This window comes from Anaerovibrio slackiae, assembly GCF_009695585.1.
GTDB lineage: Bacteria > Bacillota > Negativicutes > Selenomonadales > Selenomonadaceae > Anaerovibrio > Anaerovibrio slackiae.
This window is the reverse complement of the sequence record NZ_VUNR01000023.1, coordinates 30,888-46,933: the sequence shown is the minus strand read 5'-3', so window position 1 is coordinate 46,933 and position 16,046 is coordinate 30,888. Positions and strand designations below refer to the sequence as shown.

Below are 16,046 nucleotides of genomic sequence, written 5' to 3'. Positions count from 1 at the left end.
AATCTTGCTCTTGAATTCAGCAGTGTATTTCCTTTTCGGCATGATAGTAACCTCCATTCGTTACTAATTACTATATCATGCACGCTTAAAAAATAAAGTGCTGGTCTAAATTCTTGGGACCATTATAAAATTTACTGTTTAAGCAACTTTTAAACTTGCTGATAATTTTCAGCTTATCTTCCCGGCTCAGGTAATCCCCTATGTCATGGTAAAAAATCTCTGCTTTTTTATTTAATGCTTTAGGATTTTTAACTAAAATCGTAATACAAATAGGTGAACGAGAACCAGAACCAAAAATTTTTCCACCTTCTTTTCGAGATAATTCACCCTGGGTTCTCTGATTGCCACGCAAATTAAAAACATAAATAGCAGAAAATTCCTTTTCCAAGCATTTTCTCATGCCATCCATAGCATTGCCATCCAGCCATCCGCCATTAGTTACAAACCCGATTACACCACCCTGCTGGGCATCTATGCGGTCAGATGCCCAGCGAAATGCCTTTATATAGCTATCATAAAGAGCATTTTTATTAGTTACTTTAGTACCTGCAACATAAGTATCAGACAGCCTCTTTTCCAAATGCGGATACGACTCGTTCTGAGCATTATCATTAGCAGATTTTTGACCTACAGAATATGGTGGATTTCCCACAATCACCCTGATAGGAGCCAATTTTTGCTGTTGTACGCGCATGGAATTATAAGGAAATACTTCTGAGAATAATTCTCCTGTATCTTCTTTTTCTCCCAGCTGAAATGTATCAGTGAGGCAAATACCATCAAAGCTGGTATAATCATCTCCCTGCATCAAATCATGAAACGCATTTTCAATATTTATTGATGCAATATAATATGCCAGCAAAACAATCTCATTGGCATGAAGTTCCTTCGTGTATTTTCGTATCAAATCCTTCTGCTTGATAATTCCTGACTGTAACAGCCTTGTAATAAACGTGCCTGTGCCGGTAAATGGATCAAGAATATGCACGTTGGAATCAGACATACTGCGCCCAAATTCCTTTTTCAAAACATCATTAACAGAGTGGAGAATAAAATCCACCACTTCTACAGGAGTATAAACAATACCTAACTTTTCAACCGTAGTCTTCAATGCCACCCTGAAAAAATTATCGTACAGCTCTGTAATAATTTTTTGCTTTGCTTCTGCACTATCAATTCCTTCGCACCGCATACGCACCGAATTATAAAAACGCTCCAAAGTTTCATGCTCTTTTTCTAAAGCATCATCATCCAAAAGAGCAAGTATTTTTGCCATTGATTGTGAAACTGTATTGTTTTCCACAAAAGAATAATTCTCAAACAATGCCTCAAAAACTGGTTTTGTAATGATATGCTGAGCCAGCATTTCTACTGCTTCCTCAGCCGAAATATAAGGATTTATATTTTTATGCAAACCCTGCATAAATTTTTCAAAAGCTTTCTTGTGCCTTTCATCCTTGCTAATCAGTGTATTTATATTATGCCTGTGCCGCTCGGCAATTTTTGCAATATCCTCCGCCCACTGGCTCCAATAACGCTTGCTACCTACTTTTTGCACCATACGGGCATAAATAGCCCCTTGCAATTCAGAAAAATAAAGCGTTGTCTGATACACACCACTACTCTCATGTACCTCGTTTTTAGCACTGTTCTCATTATTGACAACACCGCCTACCAAAATATTATCAGGCTTATTTTTATTAAGTTCAATTTTGTTTATAGTCGCATTGAAACGGTCATCATGGGCACGCAAGGCATTTAGCACAGACCAAACTGTTGCAAAATCCTTGCTTTCTTCCAAAGCCTCCTCCGGCTTGACATTAGCAGGTACAACAACTGGAATTATGATATAGCCAAAATTTTTATTTGGTGCAGTGCGCATTACACGCCCTACTGACTGTACAACATCCACCTGGCTATTGCGAGCGGACAAAAACAATATGGCATCGAGGCTTGGCACATCTACACCTTCGGACAGGCATCTCACATTAGCCAAAATATTACAGTCACGCCCGGAAGTATCAACATTCTTCAGCCAGCTTAATTTGCTGCCACGCTCTACTGCCCCCATTGAGCCATCTACATGGTCTGCTTCAACAATAACAGTTTCCTTCCGCTGGGCATCTGTCAAACTATCATAATAGAGATTTTTATATTCATTAAACACATCAACTATCTGTTTTGACTTTTTTATAGTAGCACAAAAAGCCACAGCCGTATGCATAGGTGCCGGATCAATTTCCGCCAATAGCTGTGAATCTGTAATCATCTTTTTTGAAAGGGCATTTATGCAACCAATTAACTTTGAGGCATCGTCCGTAGATATTTGGGAATTTTTATCTGCTATAGCATCCTGCAATACCGGCGGTATCTGATCATCACCTATGGTCAATACCATAACCTTGTAGTCAGCTAACAATTTTTTATCTACGGCTTCACTAAAACCTATACGATAAAATTCCTCACCATAAAGGCTTTCATCATCCATAGACCATAACACAATATCTTTTGCAACAGCTTTCTTTTTAGCCTCTGCCCCAAATAATTTCGGTGTTGCCGTCATATAAAGACGCTTTTTGCCTCTTATAAAGTCATTGTCATGCACTTTTACAAAATTGGAAGCCTCTGCATTATTCTTGTTTTCTGTGTAACCAGTCGTCCTATGAGCCTCATCACAGATAATAAAATCAAAGCTATAATCTTCTTCAACGTTTTTTGTCATCTGTAATTTTCTCTGGGCATTTGACACTACATCAATCGATTGGTATGTACTAAATACAACCACCATGCCATCATGAGGGCTAGTCACCGCCTGCCGAATGCGGCTTGCAACCATTTCTACATTGGTAGTTGCCGGTAATGCTAAATCAATATGTTTGTTTTCATCGTTGGAATTATCCTTAGAAGCCCCGGCATCAGAACACACACAAATAGCTGTTATAGGCTTACTGCTTTGGGCAGACCAAGCCATAAGGGACTGTGCTAAAAGCGCAATAGATGGCACTAAAAACAAAATAAAACCATTATCATTGGTTTCCTGCTCTGCAATCCACAAAGATGTTGCCGTTTTACCTGTTCCACATGCCATAATCATCTTGCCGCGCTCATGGTCTTTAAAATATTCTCTTGCTTTCTCAAGTGCATTTTGCTGATGAAGACGAGGTGTATACTTTTTTACGCATGCCGCCTCGCCAAATATTCCTTCATCCAGTTTCTCCCAATCTATCGGGGCTTCCTGCAAATCAAGAAGACTGATACGGGAAACTTGTGGCTGCTGGTTTTGAATAGCAATTTCAGCTGTCTTATTCCAATGATTAGTAGTAGCTATCCACAATCTCTGGGAAAAACTCCTGACCTGCCCCAAATCATCAACAAAACTTTTTCCAGAAGTAGATAAAAAACTATCCACAGCTGGCTTATCAATAACAGAATTTTCTGCATAGCATTTGCACTGTACTGCCCAATATTCCCCATCAGCAGTCAATGCTACCAGGTCTATACCTATATCCTTTCCACCAAAATCATTTTTAAAGGGAAATTCATTCCACATCCACACTTGTACAAACATGCCTTGATACAGCGGGTATGACTGCATAAAACGCTGCATCAGAAGTTCAAAACGAGTCCCTTTGTCACGCTCTGAAAAAGCTTTTCTGCGATATTTTTCCAATATGTCATAGAATGAAGCCATTGCTTTTCCCCTTTTCTTAAAAACAAAATGTCCTACTTTGCCACACTTATCCTATACCTGACTAAATCAGCTATTCCACCCGTTTCGTCACGCCGCTCCATAAAGCACAACTCCCTCCTTCTGCACATTTTGATAAAAAGGATGCACCATCACCCATTTATAAAACTGGTTAATGTCCTTCACAATCAATGATATGTCAATATGATTATCAAAATTAAAATCATACGTCATGTCAGAAGTTTTAGCAAACAGCTTGCTGATTTCCTTATCAGGCATATCCACCAAAAGCATAATATCTATATCTGACTCCGCCGTATAATCTCCCCTGGCATAGGAACCGTATAATATTACTGCCTTCATTTTTGAGCCATAAATCTCCTGCAGCTTATATATATATTTATCCATAATACTGCGATAATCAGGCATAGTTCTCCCCTCCTGGCAACATCCAATTATGATAACTATTCACCACTTTTGCAGAATCCCCTGCAGCTCACTTCACCCGCTCGAAAATATCCGCCACATCGATAATCAAATCATCATACAGGGAAACCTTCAGCTTGATGCGCTGCCTGGCAATCACCACATCTTCTTCATCCATGTGCTTGTAATCTTCCTCGGTGTAAGGATAATAGCTGGCTGACAGCTCATAGGCATCCCCCTTCAGAAGATGCACGGCAACGCGCCGTGCCTCCGGCTCAACAATCCAGTATTCCTTCACGCCTGCCCGGGCGTAGGCTGCCATCTTCACGGTCATGTCCCTGTCGTAAGTGCTGGGCGAAAGCACCTCCACCACCAGATCCGGTGCCCCGTCAATATGATGGCTGCCGATAATATCCGGGTTGCACACGATCATGGCATCGGGAATAAAGTGATTTTTTTCGTCCAGCCAGACCTCAGTGCCATCACAAAAAGACTGGCATCTCTTGCCTTTCAGATAATTATAAAATATCCCGCTTATGTTGGTAACAATTCTATTGTGATTAATGGCAGGCCTCGGTGACATCATCACAATTTTTCCATCAATCAGTTCTTCCCGTTTCATTACATCATACATATAAGCCGGATTGGACATAAAACACGCCTCCCTTACAATGGCATCTACTCAGTCCGCATTTTTATCATCTCGCCGAACCTGCCGCAGGTCATAGCCCCCTCAGGGCAATGGCCTGTGGCCACGCAGGAAGCCCCGGCATTCTTAAACAGCAGGGGGGCTGCTGCCTTGGCCTGCTCCAGCATCTTATAAGCCAGCTCCCGGATTTCCCACTGGGCGCGGTTGCAGCAGCGCAGGTTGAAAAAGTGCATCAGTGAACGGGCATTCATGGTCACCACGATTTTCGTCTCCGTGGCATTGGCCAGCACATAACGGGCATCCTCCCGAGGCACTCCCATATCAGCCAGCTCATCGTAGGTGCTCCGTATCTGCTGCATCAAGGCCTCAAACTTTTCCTTTGCCTCCGGCTTTTCCCCGATGGAAGGGGGCAGGATATACTCAAAGTCATGCTCTGCCACATACCGCTGGGACTGCTGGCTGTAGGAAGCCAGGCGATGGCGCACCAGCTGATGGGTGAGCACCCGTGACACCCCCTCGATGCCGAAGGTGAAGCTTACATGCTCCATGGTGGAGGCATGCCCCATCTGCACGATTTTTGCCACCAGCTTTTCCACCTGCTCATCGCTCATCTTTTCCGCCAGCTCCTCAGCCCCTGAGGCAGAATAGCAGAGCCTTGCTGCCATAGCTACCACCCGCTCCGGATTCGGCGTATGCTCCAGTAATTTTACCTTAATCATCTAAAAACCCCCAAACAACACATTTATCCTATACACAATTTTACTATAAAAAATGCCCGGATGAAAGCCCATTACAAAAGCAGGATGATGTATTCCGGCAGCCTGCCCCGGAATACCTATCCTGCTTTCTGCATGAAAATATTTTAATAAAATGCTATTAAGGCTGCTTCTGCCCTGCCGCCACTTCTTCCATCATGGCTTTGGATATCACCTGAAAGGCCGCCTCGGCAATCTCGTACAGGCGGTCATTGTCCTCCTGCAAATACAGGGTGCCAAGCAGTGCTTCAAAGCCGGTGCTGGAATGGTACTGGGCCACGGATGCGCTCTTTGACACGCGGCTCTTGCAGTTGCGGCCCCGCTTGTAGACGGCGATTTCTTCCTCCGTCAGCATGGGCTCCAGGGCGTGATATGCCTTGTCCTGCCACACAGCCGACACCATCTGGGCACTGAACTGGTTCAGCACCTGCACCTTGTTCTGCTCGTAGGACAGAAGCCGCCCCCGCACAAAGAGATGGAAATAGGCATCACCGATATAGGCCAGCACCAGAGGGTGCAGGCTGCGGGGATTGACCTCCTGATACCGCTGCAGCGCCCCGCCTGCCCCGTCCGGCACAAACATCATATCCACCAGCTTCTGAAAATGCTCAAAGGTCATAACAGCTGCCTCATGCCTTCTTCCACTTGGTGCCTGCCGCGGAATCCTCCAGGATAATCCCCCGGGCCTTCAGGCTGTCGCGGATTTCGTCCGCCCTTGCCCAGTTCTTTGCCTTCTTGGCCTCGGCACGCTCCGCAATCAATGCCTCGATTTCCTCAGCAGAAATGCCATCGGCATCCTCCGCCTCCGGCATCTCAAGGCTGCCCTCGAAGATACCGATGACCTCAGCCATCTCGCTGTATACATCCATCAGCCTGCCAAAATTCACCTTGTCAAAGGCTGCCCCCTTGTTCACCACGCTGTTGGCATAGGTGTTGATTTCCTTGGCCAGGGTAAACATGTAGCCGATGGCAAGGGCGGTGTTGAAGTCATCATCCATGGCCTCATAGAAGTCCGCCAATGCCTTGTCAGCCGTCTCCGCCAGCAAGGTATCAGCCCCGTCAGCACCGTCTTTCTCCAGCAATGCCATGCCGTTATCATAGGCAGTGCGCAGGCGCACCAGGCCTGCCTGCGCCTCCTTGATGCGCTCCTCGCTGAAATCCAGCGGGCTCCTGTAGTGGGTGCGCAGGATAAAGAAGCGCACCACCTCCCCCGGATACAGCTTCAGGATATCCGGCACAGTGATGAAGTTGTTCAGGGACTTGCTCATCTTCTCGTTGTCGATGGTGATGAAGCCGTTGTGGAGCCAATACTGGGCGAAGCTGTGGTAATTGCCGCAGCAGCACTGGGACTGGGCAATCTCATTCTCGTGATGAGGGAAAATCAGGTCGCTGCCGCCGCCGTGGAAGTCAAAGGTCTCCCCCAGGTATTTCAGGGACATGGTGGAGCACTCGATGTGCCAGCCAGGACGTCCCTGCCCCCAAGGGCTTTCCCAGGATGGCTCTCCCGGCTTGGCGGACTTCCACAGGGCAAAATCCATAGGATTGTGCTTCCTGGTGTCCACCTCAACCCGGGCACCTGCCTGCATGTCCTCCAGCTTGCGGCCGCTGAGCTTGCCGTACTCAGGGAATTTCTCCACGCTGAAGTAAACATCCCCCTCCAGCTCATAGGCATAGCCCCGGTCAATCAGCTGCTGCACCATGTCAATGATATCCTGCATGTGCTCAGTTACCTTCGGGTAGAGGTCCGCATGCTGCACATTCAGCTTGTCCATGGCTTCAAAATATCCCTTGATGTAGCGGTCGGTGATGACCTGCCAGCTGACGCCCTCTGTATTGGCAGCCTTGATAATCTTGTCATCCATGTCGGTAAAATTCTGGATGTGCTTTACCTCAAAGCCGCGCTTCCTGAAATAACGCTTGATGACATCCCAGGTTACAAAAGGACGGGCGTTGCCGATATGGGGATGGTTGTAGGGGGTGACGCCGCAGACATACATGCCCACCTTGCCCGGCTCCTGAGGCACAAATTCTTCTTTTTTCCTTGTCATGGTATTGTAGACTTTAAGCATTTTTATCCTCTAACTCCTTTTTCTGTAGCTCCTGCTCCAATTCCTTCACACGCTTCTCCATCGTTTCCAGCCGCTGGGACATTTCCAGCATCAGGTCACGGACAGGGTCCGGCAGCTCATCATGATTGAGATCCACATCCTGTTCCTCCACCATCTCTGCCGAATCAATGTCAGTGTCCAGAAGCTTCATCATCTCATCGGTATAGACAGGCTCGCCTACCCTTTTGCCGTGCATGACCACCACCCGGCCGGGGATGCCCACAACAGTGGCATAGGCAGGCACTGCCTTCAGCACCACGGAGCCCGCGCCTATCTTGGCATGGTCTCCCACCGTAAAGGAGCCCAGCACCTTGGCGCCTGATGCCACCACCACGTTGTTGCCGATGGTAGGATGGCGCTTGCCCTTCTCCTTGCCGGTTCCCCCCAGGGTAACTCCCTGATACAGGGTGACATTCCTGCCCAGCTCCGCCGTCTCACCGATGACGATGCCGGTACCGTGGTCAATAAACAGCCCCTCCCCGATGGTGGCGCCGGGATGAATCTCAATGCCGGTCAGGAACCTGCCCAGGTTGGAAATCATGCGGGGAATCAGCACCCAGCCCTTGAGATAAAGCTTGTGGGAAATACGGTGCAGCCAGATGGCGTGCAGCCCTGAGTAGCAGCATACCACCTCAATGACGCTGCGGGCAGCCGGGTCACGCTCAAAGATAACCCTGATGTCCTTCTTGATGCGGGACCTAAGTCTTTTAAAAAACATTGCCAATACAACTCCTACAAAATAAAAGCCGCCTCTCCCTAAAAGAGGCGGCTGATTGACGCGGTTCCACTCTAATTTCGAGCAACTGCTGACGTTCTCCTGCCACAATCGCTCCTTGGCGGACTTTAACGCACTCCCTGCGGCAGGGCCTACGCAAAATTCTTTCAGCCCTGCGGCTCCCAGGCGCACTTTCCATCAGCGCAGCTCAAATTCCTTACAGCCTGGCATCCTGCCCCTGAAAGACCTCTGCATCTCATGATGCTATGCCGCCTCTCATCGCCTGACACACCGGGAACTCTCTCTGACAGCCCTTTCTGATGTACTCTGCCTGTTCACAGCCATTAAAATATATTATTCTATATTCTAACAAAAAAAGCCCGTCAATGCAAGAAATGTTTCTGCCATACCTTACCTTGCGCCATGGCTCCCCGGCTGCTTACATCCAGGATGCCTTGCTGTCACTGAGCTTGCCGTCTGTCATAGTGTACTGCTTCAGGCTGCCCTTTGCCGCCTGAATGCAGATGTAGGTCATGCCCTGGTCACCTGCCGCAATGGCACGCTCCGCCTCCGGCTCCACCCTGATGAGGGAGCCTTCCTGCACGCCAAATTCCTCACCGTCAGCGTAGAAGACGCCGCTTCCCTTGATGACGATATACAGCTCCTCATTCTGCTGATGGGTATGCACGAAGGGATTGCCCTCATTGGCTGCCAGATTGTTGATGGAAATCTCCATGCCGGTCAGCCCCAGCTTTTCCTTCTCAAAAAGCTTGTCAGTTACATCACTCAGTTTGCCGATATTTTCCAATACTACGTTTTTCATTTTATTTGCCTCCAATTTTCTTATTAAGCTTTTGCTTCTTCTCTCAGGGCTCTTTTCGATAAGTGCATATACACCCTTTATCTTGAGCCCTGCTGATGCCCATAGAGTGAAAATCCCTCAGGGCACCAGTGCTTCCAGCTTGGAAAGGGTACTCTTTAGTTGTTTCAGCTCGTCTGCCCCCAAATACAGCTCCAGGGACTTCTGCGCCTCCAGCCACAGTTCCATGCCCCGCTGCAAGGCACTATGGCCGCTTTCCGTCAGGACAATCTCCCTGCGCCTGGCATCACTGCCCTGCCGCTGGCAGATAAGCTCCTTTTCCAAAAGTGGCTTCAGATTTCTGTTCATGGTGGTGCGGTCAATGCGGAACTCCCCTGCCAGCTCACTGATACCGGGAGACTGCATGCTGTTTATGACATTCAGCATGCCGAACTGGTTGAGGGTAATCCCCCCGGGCTCCAGCACCGAGTCATAAAACTGGGATACTGCCCTGGATGCCCTGCGTATGTTCATGCAGTTGCAGGGACTGGATGGCTTGGGGTACAAGCCCATTTTTTCATTTTTGCTCATAATCGGATATCCTTTTATATTGCGTGTATATACACTATTATTATATACAGCGACTGACCAACTGTCAATCACTTTGTAAATTTCAGTTTGTCGTAGTGCCGGTTTGTTACTTCGTGCACATACTGACTAAAATGGTTTGATAGTTCTTGGACTCTGTTCAGACATTATTAAAAGGACAGGTAGCGGCAGTACCCATAGAAAACTCGCTCTCGCTCTTAGCACAGCCTCGCGCTTCTAAGCTCCTGCGTCGCTTACGCTCGCACTCGCTAAGAAGCGAGGCTGCACTCAAGGTTTTCTTTGGGTACATGCCGCACCTGTCCCTCTTTGTGTCTGAACAGATACAAAAAAGTAATCAACGATACTCCATTTGTATGATACCATAGCAACTAATCAAGCTTTACAAAACGCCTGAAAATATGGCACAGGAAGTCTAACGATATCTGACATTACCAACACTCATAAAAAGGAAAATGCTCCTACATGAAAGTTTTACCTGCATAGACACTATTTTTTCTGTTTGTAGCATGCTACCACAAACACTAAACCAAATATAAAAGACAATGTCCCCCAAATAGGCAAATCACCGTAAGTATCTCCTGAACCTATGGTTAGTAAAGATCCAAACCAATAAAATAAAGCAGGCAACACTGTAGGTATCTTGTTTACGGATTTTCTTGTGCAGATAGCAATTATACCAGCTATCATCATACAAATAGCTAAACAGAACCCCGCTGTTCCACTTAATGAATTGTTATTATCTATTGCATTACCTAACCCGGCAGCACATGATTGGAAAGAAATCAGAACAAACAGAATAAGTGATAACATACCAATAACTGTACGGCCTGTTTTCCAAACTGCCATCGTTTTAGAGATTTCTTTGTTAGGACACCCACATTTAGGGCAATGGGCAGCTTTATCGGAATACTCATTACCACAATCTTCGCATTTTATCATAGCCATTTTAAAGACCTCTTGTACATTTTTAATTGTTTACTTCTATTTTATCAAGTTTTAAGGTATATCCCATAATGTCACCAACATCTTTAATATGACCATATACTATTACAGACTGTCCTTTTTTTATATTTAAAACAGCATCTTGCAGTTCTTTATTCTGCTTGTCAATTTGACAGCTTACATGAAGCATACTGAAATTTTTATCAGTTCCATCAAGGGTAAAATACTTTAGGTCAGAGTCAATATTATTCACTATTCCTCCAACGATTTTTACATCCTTATCCTTGTAGTTTTTACCAGCAGCTGCAGCATTTTCCTTTGCTTCAGAAATAAGAATGTTTATATCTGCCTCAGCATAGGTTTTGGGAGTGGCAGCTTCATTTGACTTTTTATCACTGCTATCTCCACAACCGCCAAGCACTGCCATACAAGAAATAAGAACAAAAAGGCCAGTTAAAATTTTCCATACTTTGGACATCATAATACATCTCTCCTTGCTATTAATAAAATATGAGTATATATCTGCTCATATGTATATTACCATATTTTCTCACCCATTACAATACACCAGCAAAAATAATAAAATTATATTGGGTGAATTTGATGAGAGATATTGATTTTGGAAGAATACAAATTAATTTGGAAGCATTACGAAAATCGCAAAATATCAGCATTAATAAATTGGCCTGTAGAGCCGAAATGCAACGAACACAATTGAAAGGATATTGCAAAAATGACGTTCAAAGACTAGATATTTCTGTTTTAGCACGACTTTGCTATGCTTTGGATTGTGATATAACCGATATTTTAGAGTACATTCCACCAAAGAAAAACACAGAACATTAATTTTGCTACCTTTCGGCTAAAATTTACTTACTACCACCACAACAAATAGTTTTTATCCCCCTCTTTTCAGGCTTGCTCGTAAAGTTGGATTAGTTGCTATAGCATCATACAATGACAAATATTGTATCATTTTGTTGTATCTGTTCATACACAAAGAGGGACAGGTGCGGCATGTACCCAAAGAAAACCTTGAGTGCAGCCTCGCTTCTTAGCGAGTGCGAGCGTAAGCGATGCAGGAGCTTAGAAGCGCGAGGCTGTGCTAAGAGCGAGAGCGAGTTTTCTATGGGTACTGCCGCTACCTGTCCCTTTATAATGTCTGAACAGAGTCCACGAAATATCAAATTACGTCATCAGTATATGCACGAAGTAACGAATAAGCACTACGACAAACTGAAATAGAGCTTCTCAAGCAGAACCTTGAGCCTTACTTCTGGCGTTCTGGCAATACGGCAGAGGTGGATTTCCTCATTGCCAATCAGGAAACTATCATCCCAATTGAAGCCAAGGCAGAAATACATACCAGAGCCAAAAGCTATCAATGTTTTTGCAGGCAATATAAGCCTGAAATTGGGTTTAAAATTTCTATGAAAAATATTGCTGTAAACGATATAGTGGAAACCAGGACCTATAGTCTGCCGCTATATCTGGCAAGCTTTGTAAAGAAAATTGCCTTCAAGCAGATGCAAACTAATACGCAAGCGTAAAAGTGCAAAAAGCTTTATATAACACTATGGTAACATATAACAATGGGCGTTTCATCATTTTGTTGTATCTGTTCAGACAAAGAAGGATGGGGCGGCAGGTGATTATAACTGAATTATGTAGAGGGCGCGAGGGAGCGGACTGCTTTTTCGGATATGAGCCACCATCTTTTCCGCAGGAAAAGCGGCTCCGCTTGCCTGAATGTCTGTGATAGATGGTGTTTTGCCCAGCCGTAATTTTGCTTGCGCAGCAAGCAAAATAGGCGTTAGTTGGAAACGGCGGCTGAGGTACGAAGCGGACCGTTTGTGGCGAATGGAGAAAAAGTATGTCCGTCCCGGGAGCCCGTGCCACAATATTTTCAATCATTAATCATTATTATAATCACCTGCCGCCCCATCCCATTTTTAGTCTGAACAGAGTCCACGAACCAACAAAACTCATCCGTTAATGTTCCAGAAGCCTCATACCTTCACGACGACAAACTGAAATTACTCTATTCCTGCTACGGCATAAGCAGAAATTCCCTGACCGCTGCCGGTAAAGCCCAAATGCTCCTCCGTGGTAGCCTTCACATTTATCCTGTCTACATCCACATGCAGCACCCGGGCGATATTTTCCCGCATCACAGGAATATGTGGTGCCATCTTCGGCCTCTGTGCCACGATGGTAGCATCCACATTGCCAACCGTATAGCCCTTTTCAGCCAGCAGCCTGCCCACTTCCTCCAGAAGCTTCAGGCTGTCTGCCCCCTTGTAGCGCTCATCGGTATCAGGAAAGTGCTTGCCGATGTCCCCCAGGGCAGCTGCCCCCAGCAGGGCATCAGAAATCGCATGCAGCAGCACATCCGCATCAGAATGCCCCAAAAGCCCCTTTTCAAAAGGAATCTCCACGCCACCGATAATCAGCTTTCTTCCTTCCACCAGCTGATGCACATCATATCCCATACCAAACCTGCTCATTCATTCTCCTCCTCTGCTGCCAAAAACGCCTTGGCGATTACCATATCCTCCGGGGTAGTCAGCTTGATATTGCGATAGTCGCTCTCCACAATAAACACCTTCTGCCCCAGCCTTTCCACCAGGCTGGCATCATCTGTGCCCAAAAAGCTTTCTGCCATAGCCTGCTGATTTGCCCTGACCAGAATACCCCTGCGGAACCCCTGAGGGGTCTGCACCTCCCAGAGCCTGCTGCGGTCAGGGGTTTCCACTACCTCACCGGCAGCATTGCACAGCTTGATGGTGTTCTTGGCAGGCACTGCCGCAATGGCCGCCCCTTTCGCCTCCGCCACACGGATAGTCTCCAGAATGGTCTTTTCCGAAACCAGCGGCCTTGCCGCATCATGCACCAGGATAATATCATCATCTGCCGCTCCCTGCACAGCCTGAATGCCGTTCCACACGGAATACTGCCGCTCTGAGCCACCGGCAGTTACCAGCCATGGCTTCAGCCCGTATTCCCTGTCCGCCCTGGTCAGCATATCCGTCACAAATTCCACCTCATGAGCCGCTACTACCACCACCAGCCTGTCAACAGCCTGACAGCGGGAGAACCTCGCCAGGGTGCGCACCAATATAGGCACCCCCTCCAGCTCCACCAGTACCTTGTTCATACCGGCCTGCATTCTTTTCCCCTTGCCTGCCGCCGGAAAAATCGCTGTTACCACCTTTACACCTCCATCATCATGCCAAAAATCACACACATATACAAAATCAGGGGCCGTGAAAGCAAACACTCAGCCCACAGCCCCCAATATCCATACCTTGCTCAATTAACTAACAGCCCCGCCAGCTGGCAGCTTACGCTGTCACAGGCTTGGCAAAAATCATGCGGCCGGCAGAAGTCTGCAAGGCAGACGTAACCTCCACCTGTATGGCCTCATTCAGATGATAGCGGCCATTCTCTACCACAATCATAGTGCCGTCATCCAGATACGCCACTCCCTGGCCATGCTCCTTGCCTTCCTTGACAATGGTAACGTGCATGCTCTCCCCAGGAATCACCACAGGCTTTACCGCATTGGACAGATCATTGATGTTCAGCACAGGCACACCCTGCAGCTCTGACACCTTGTTGAGGTTGTAATCATTGGTAATGATCTTGCCTCCCAGCTGCTGCCCCAGCCGTACCAGCTTGGAGTCAACCTCTGTAATATCATCAAAATCCTGATTGACAATCTCCACCTGCAAACCGCTTTCAGTGCGGATTCGCTGGAGAATATCCAGTCCGCGCCTGCCCCGGACACGCTTCAGGGCATCTGCGGAGTCAGCAATATGCTGCAGCTCCTCCAGCACAAAGACCGGTATCAGAAGCTTGCCATCCACAAAGCCTGTCCTGCAAATATCAGCAATGCGGCCATCAATAATGACACTGGTGTCCAGCAGCTTGCAGCCTACATAGCTGGCATAATTGGCAGGAGACGGCCAGGCATCTGCCATCATGCCGCCAGCCAAAGCCGCCTCTGCGCTGCCAGCGCCATAGGATGGCTCCGCAGCAGCATCAGCCTTGGGCTTTTTCTTCAGTTTCAGCATACGCCCCAGCAATTCGCCAATTTCCTTCTGCTTGCGCACAACAATATGAATACCAAGATAACCGAAAACGATGCTGAACACCACCGGTATATAGTCGCCTACCACCGGTATGTTGGAAAACGCCCCGCCTAATAAATTTGCAATAATAAGTCCAATAGCCAAACCGGCAACTCCGGCAATCACATCCTGCAATGGCATCTTGCTGAGCTGCCCTTCAACCCAAACGGAAAATCTCTGCAATGTGCCGGCCACAAAGGGGGAAATCAGATAGCCCACGGCAGCACCCACCGCCATGCCCAATGCTATCAGGATGACATTTGCCATAGTCAGCTTGTAGAGCCCCATGGAGGTCTTCAGCACCTCGGTACTGATAAGCTCCGTCAGCACAGGGCTGGCCAGATGCACTATGACACCGCCAATCACCGCCAGCAATGCAGTAACAAAAAAACGAATAACCTTTACCAGCATTCCTTCTCACCTCCTTTCATCGTTACAATAACGCACAACCGTTACAATAACGCATAACCGTTACAATAACGCATAATCGTCACAATAACGCATAATATAGCAAAAAGATGAAAATCATCTGTATGCCTCTGCTTAACAAAATTAGGAAATATCTCCCAGGCCTGTCCCTGACACAAAAACAGCCTGTTACAGAAACAGGCTGCATACTGCTCAATAAGCCGCCCCTGCGGCATAGCGGAACACAAAACTCAGCTATGGTTGCTGTCAAGCTTTTCCATCATCCAGCCTTCTGCCTGCTCCGTAGGCAGCTTCAGGGCAAAGGAAAGCTCGCTGACGAATATCTGCCGCGCCAGCTCCAGCAGGCGTTTCTCACCGCCTGATATCCGCTTGCGCCTGTCCTGCAAAATCAGATTGCGGATTACCGCTGCAACCTCCAGAATGTCCCCTGTCTTTAGCCGGTTCAGATTGCTGTGAAACCTCTTGTTCCAGCTTCCCAAAGGCCGTTCCGGTTCATCAAGCAGCACCTCCGCCACCCTGTCAAGCATCTCCGGCGGTGAAATCTGCCGCAGGCCGATACCATCCGCATTGTCAGTAGGAATCATTATCCTGATGTCGCCGACAGGCAGCTGCAAAATAAAATACTGCTTGACCTGCCCCATAATCTCGCATTCCTCAATCCCGGCTATCTCACCTGCACCGTGCATAGGATAAACCACCTGGTCACCAACCTGTAACAAAATCACACCCCCTCTTACAAATCAACCGTACAAAACGATTATAACACAAATTAATTCACAAGAAAAGAAGTAAT

General features: G+C 46.9%; 17 protein-coding genes. 2 read left to right on the top strand and 15 right to left on the bottom strand.

The features are described 5' to 3' along the window. Positions 1 to 85: 85 nt before the first annotated feature. The 11 genes from FYJ84_RS10805 to FYJ84_RS10755 all read right to left on the bottom strand — a co-directional run bounded on the left by FYJ84_RS10805 (position 86) and on the right by FYJ84_RS10755 (position 11,172). Positions 86 to 3,691, bottom strand: coding sequence for a restriction endonuclease (locus tag FYJ84_RS10805; protein ID WP_154407622.1), 3,606 nt, complete (start codon positions 3,689 to 3,691; stop codon positions 86 to 88). Between the two features lie 87 nt (positions 3,692 to 3,778). Beyond that, on the bottom strand, positions 3,779 to 4,117 hold the full coding sequence (locus FYJ84_RS10800) for a nucleotidyltransferase domain-containing protein (RefSeq protein WP_154407621.1): 339 nt from the start codon (positions 4,115 to 4,117) through the stop codon (positions 3,779 to 3,781). Between the two features lie 67 nt (positions 4,118 to 4,184). After that, a complete protein-coding gene (locus FYJ84_RS10795; protein ID WP_154407620.1) occupies positions 4,185 to 4,766 on the bottom strand; it encodes a Uma2 family endonuclease in 582 nt (193 codons plus the stop codon). 26 nt (positions 4,767 to 4,792) lie between these two features. Then, a complete protein-coding gene (thyX, locus tag FYJ84_RS10790; protein ID WP_154407619.1) occupies positions 4,793 to 5,482 on the bottom strand; it encodes an FAD-dependent thymidylate synthase in 690 nt (229 codons plus the stop codon). Between the two features lie 157 nt (positions 5,483 to 5,639). Beyond that, positions 5,640 to 6,137: a Mini-ribonuclease 3 gene (locus FYJ84_RS10785; protein WP_154407618.1), complete on the bottom strand. Its 498-nt coding sequence runs from the start codon at positions 6,135 to 6,137 to the stop codon at positions 5,640 to 5,642. A 10-nt stretch (positions 6,138 to 6,147) separates the two neighbouring features. Further along, positions 6,148 to 7,587, bottom strand: coding sequence for a cysteine--tRNA ligase (gene cysS / locus FYJ84_RS10780; protein ID WP_154407617.1), 1,440 nt, complete (start codon positions 7,585 to 7,587; stop codon positions 6,148 to 6,150). Then, positions 7,580 to 8,344 carry a serine O-acetyltransferase gene (gene cysE / locus FYJ84_RS10775; protein WP_154407616.1) on the bottom strand — a complete coding sequence of 255 codons (765 nt, stop codon included), beginning with the start codon at positions 8,342 to 8,344 and terminating at the stop codon, positions 7,580 to 7,582. Before cysE ends, cysS begins: the two co-directional genes overlap by 8 nt. A 436-nt stretch (positions 8,345 to 8,780) precedes the next feature. Beyond that, positions 8,781 to 9,164, bottom strand: coding sequence for a cupin domain-containing protein (locus FYJ84_RS10770; protein ID WP_154407615.1), 384 nt, complete (start codon positions 9,162 to 9,164; stop codon positions 8,781 to 8,783). Positions 9,165 to 9,281: 117 nt separating this feature from the next. Then, on the bottom strand, positions 9,282 to 9,731 hold the full coding sequence (locus tag FYJ84_RS10765) for a MarR family winged helix-turn-helix transcriptional regulator (protein ID WP_154407614.1): 450 nt from the start codon (positions 9,729 to 9,731) through the stop codon (positions 9,282 to 9,284). A gap of 504 nt (positions 9,732 to 10,235) precedes the next feature. After that, complete coding sequence (locus FYJ84_RS10760) at positions 10,236 to 10,694, bottom strand: hypothetical protein (RefSeq protein WP_205764215.1); 459 nt, start codon at positions 10,692 to 10,694, stop codon at positions 10,236 to 10,238. 22 nt (positions 10,695 to 10,716) lie between these two features. Beyond that, positions 10,717 to 11,172 carry an OB-fold protein gene (locus FYJ84_RS10755; protein ID WP_154407613.1) on the bottom strand — a complete coding sequence of 152 codons (456 nt, stop codon included), beginning with the start codon at positions 11,170 to 11,172 and terminating at the stop codon, positions 10,717 to 10,719. A gap of 122 nt (positions 11,173 to 11,294) precedes the next feature. On the opposite strand from FYJ84_RS10755, the gene FYJ84_RS10750 reads away from it, so the two are divergent. Next, positions 11,295 to 11,537, top strand: a complete 243-nt coding sequence (locus tag FYJ84_RS10750; RefSeq protein WP_154407612.1) for a helix-turn-helix domain-containing protein — start codon at positions 11,295 to 11,297, stop codon at positions 11,535 to 11,537. Between the two features lie 395 nt (positions 11,538 to 11,932). Then, complete coding sequence (locus FYJ84_RS15075; RefSeq protein ID WP_405761720.1) at positions 11,933 to 12,241, top strand: DUF4143 domain-containing protein; 309 nt, start codon at positions 11,933 to 11,935, stop codon at positions 12,239 to 12,241. Positions 12,242 to 12,727: 486 nt separating this feature from the next. Here the strand turns inward: FYJ84_RS15075 and ispF are convergent, their stop codons facing one another. From ispF to FYJ84_RS10725, 4 genes are all read right to left on the bottom strand, one after another. Then, positions 12,728 to 13,198 (bottom strand): 2-C-methyl-D-erythritol 2,4-cyclodiphosphate synthase, encoded by a 471-nt coding sequence (gene ispF / locus FYJ84_RS10740; RefSeq protein ID WP_154407611.1) that lies wholly within the window; start codon positions 13,196 to 13,198, stop codon positions 12,728 to 12,730. Then, entirely contained in the window at positions 13,195 to 13,902 is a 708-nt protein-coding gene (gene ispD, locus FYJ84_RS10735; protein ID WP_328596383.1) for a 2-C-methyl-D-erythritol 4-phosphate cytidylyltransferase, read from the bottom strand. The genes ispF and ispD overlap by 4 nt, the downstream gene beginning before the upstream one ends. Before the next feature lie 133 nt (positions 13,903 to 14,035). Further along, positions 14,036 to 15,235, bottom strand: coding sequence for a PIN/TRAM domain-containing protein (locus FYJ84_RS10730; RefSeq protein ID WP_154407610.1), 1,200 nt, complete (start codon positions 15,233 to 15,235; stop codon positions 14,036 to 14,038). 248 nt (positions 15,236 to 15,483) lie between these two features. Beyond that, on the bottom strand, positions 15,484 to 15,978 hold the full coding sequence (locus FYJ84_RS10725) for a CarD family transcriptional regulator (RefSeq protein ID WP_328596382.1): 495 nt from the start codon (positions 15,976 to 15,978) through the stop codon (positions 15,484 to 15,486). Between the last annotated feature and the right edge of the window lie 68 nt (positions 15,979 to 16,046).

Bases quoted from the DNA above. Each gene is read 5' to 3' on its own strand.
- FYJ84_RS10765 (WP_154407614.1), bottom strand. From the start codon at position 9,731: ATGAGCAAAAATGAAAAAATGGGCTTGTACCCCAAGCCATCCAGTCCC.
- FYJ84_RS10800 (WP_154407621.1), bottom strand. From the start codon at position 4,117: ATGCCTGATTATCGCAGTATTATGGATAAATATATATATAAGCTGCAG.
- FYJ84_RS10730 (WP_154407610.1), bottom strand. From the start codon at position 15,235: ATGCTGGTAAAGGTTATTCGTTTTTTTGTTACTGCATTGCTGGCGGTG.
- FYJ84_RS10770 (WP_154407615.1), bottom strand. From the start codon at position 9,164: ATGAAAAACGTAGTATTGGAAAATATCGGCAAACTGAGTGATGTAACT.
- FYJ84_RS10785 (WP_154407618.1), bottom strand. From the start codon at position 6,137: ATGACCTTTGAGCATTTTCAGAAGCTGGTGGATATGATGTTTGTGCCG.
- FYJ84_RS10795 (WP_154407620.1), bottom strand. From the start codon at position 4,766: ATGTCCAATCCGGCTTATATGTATGATGTAATGAAACGGGAAGAACTG.
- thyX (WP_154407619.1), bottom strand. From the start codon at position 5,482: ATGATTAAGGTAAAATTACTGGAGCATACGCCGAATCCGGAGCGGGTG.
- FYJ84_RS10750 (WP_154407612.1), top strand. From the start codon at position 11,295: ATGAGAGATATTGATTTTGGAAGAATACAAATTAATTTGGAAGCATTA.
- cysE (WP_154407616.1), bottom strand. From the start codon at position 8,344: ATGTTTTTTAAAAGACTTAGGTCCCGCATCAAGAAGGACATCAGGGTT.
- cysS (WP_154407617.1), bottom strand. From the start codon at position 7,587: ATGCTTAAAGTCTACAATACCATGACAAGGAAAAAAGAAGAATTTGTG.
- ispF (WP_154407611.1), bottom strand. From the start codon at position 13,198: ATGAGCAGGTTTGGTATGGGATATGATGTGCATCAGCTGGTGGAAGGA.
- FYJ84_RS10760 (WP_205764215.1), bottom strand. From the start codon at position 10,694: ATGGCTATGATAAAATGCGAAGATTGTGGTAATGAGTATTCCGATAAA.
- FYJ84_RS10805 (WP_154407622.1), bottom strand. From the start codon at position 3,691: ATGGCTTCATTCTATGACATATTGGAAAAATATCGCAGAAAAGCTTTT.
- FYJ84_RS10755 (WP_154407613.1), bottom strand. From the start codon at position 11,172: ATGATGTCCAAAGTATGGAAAATTTTAACTGGCCTTTTTGTTCTTATT.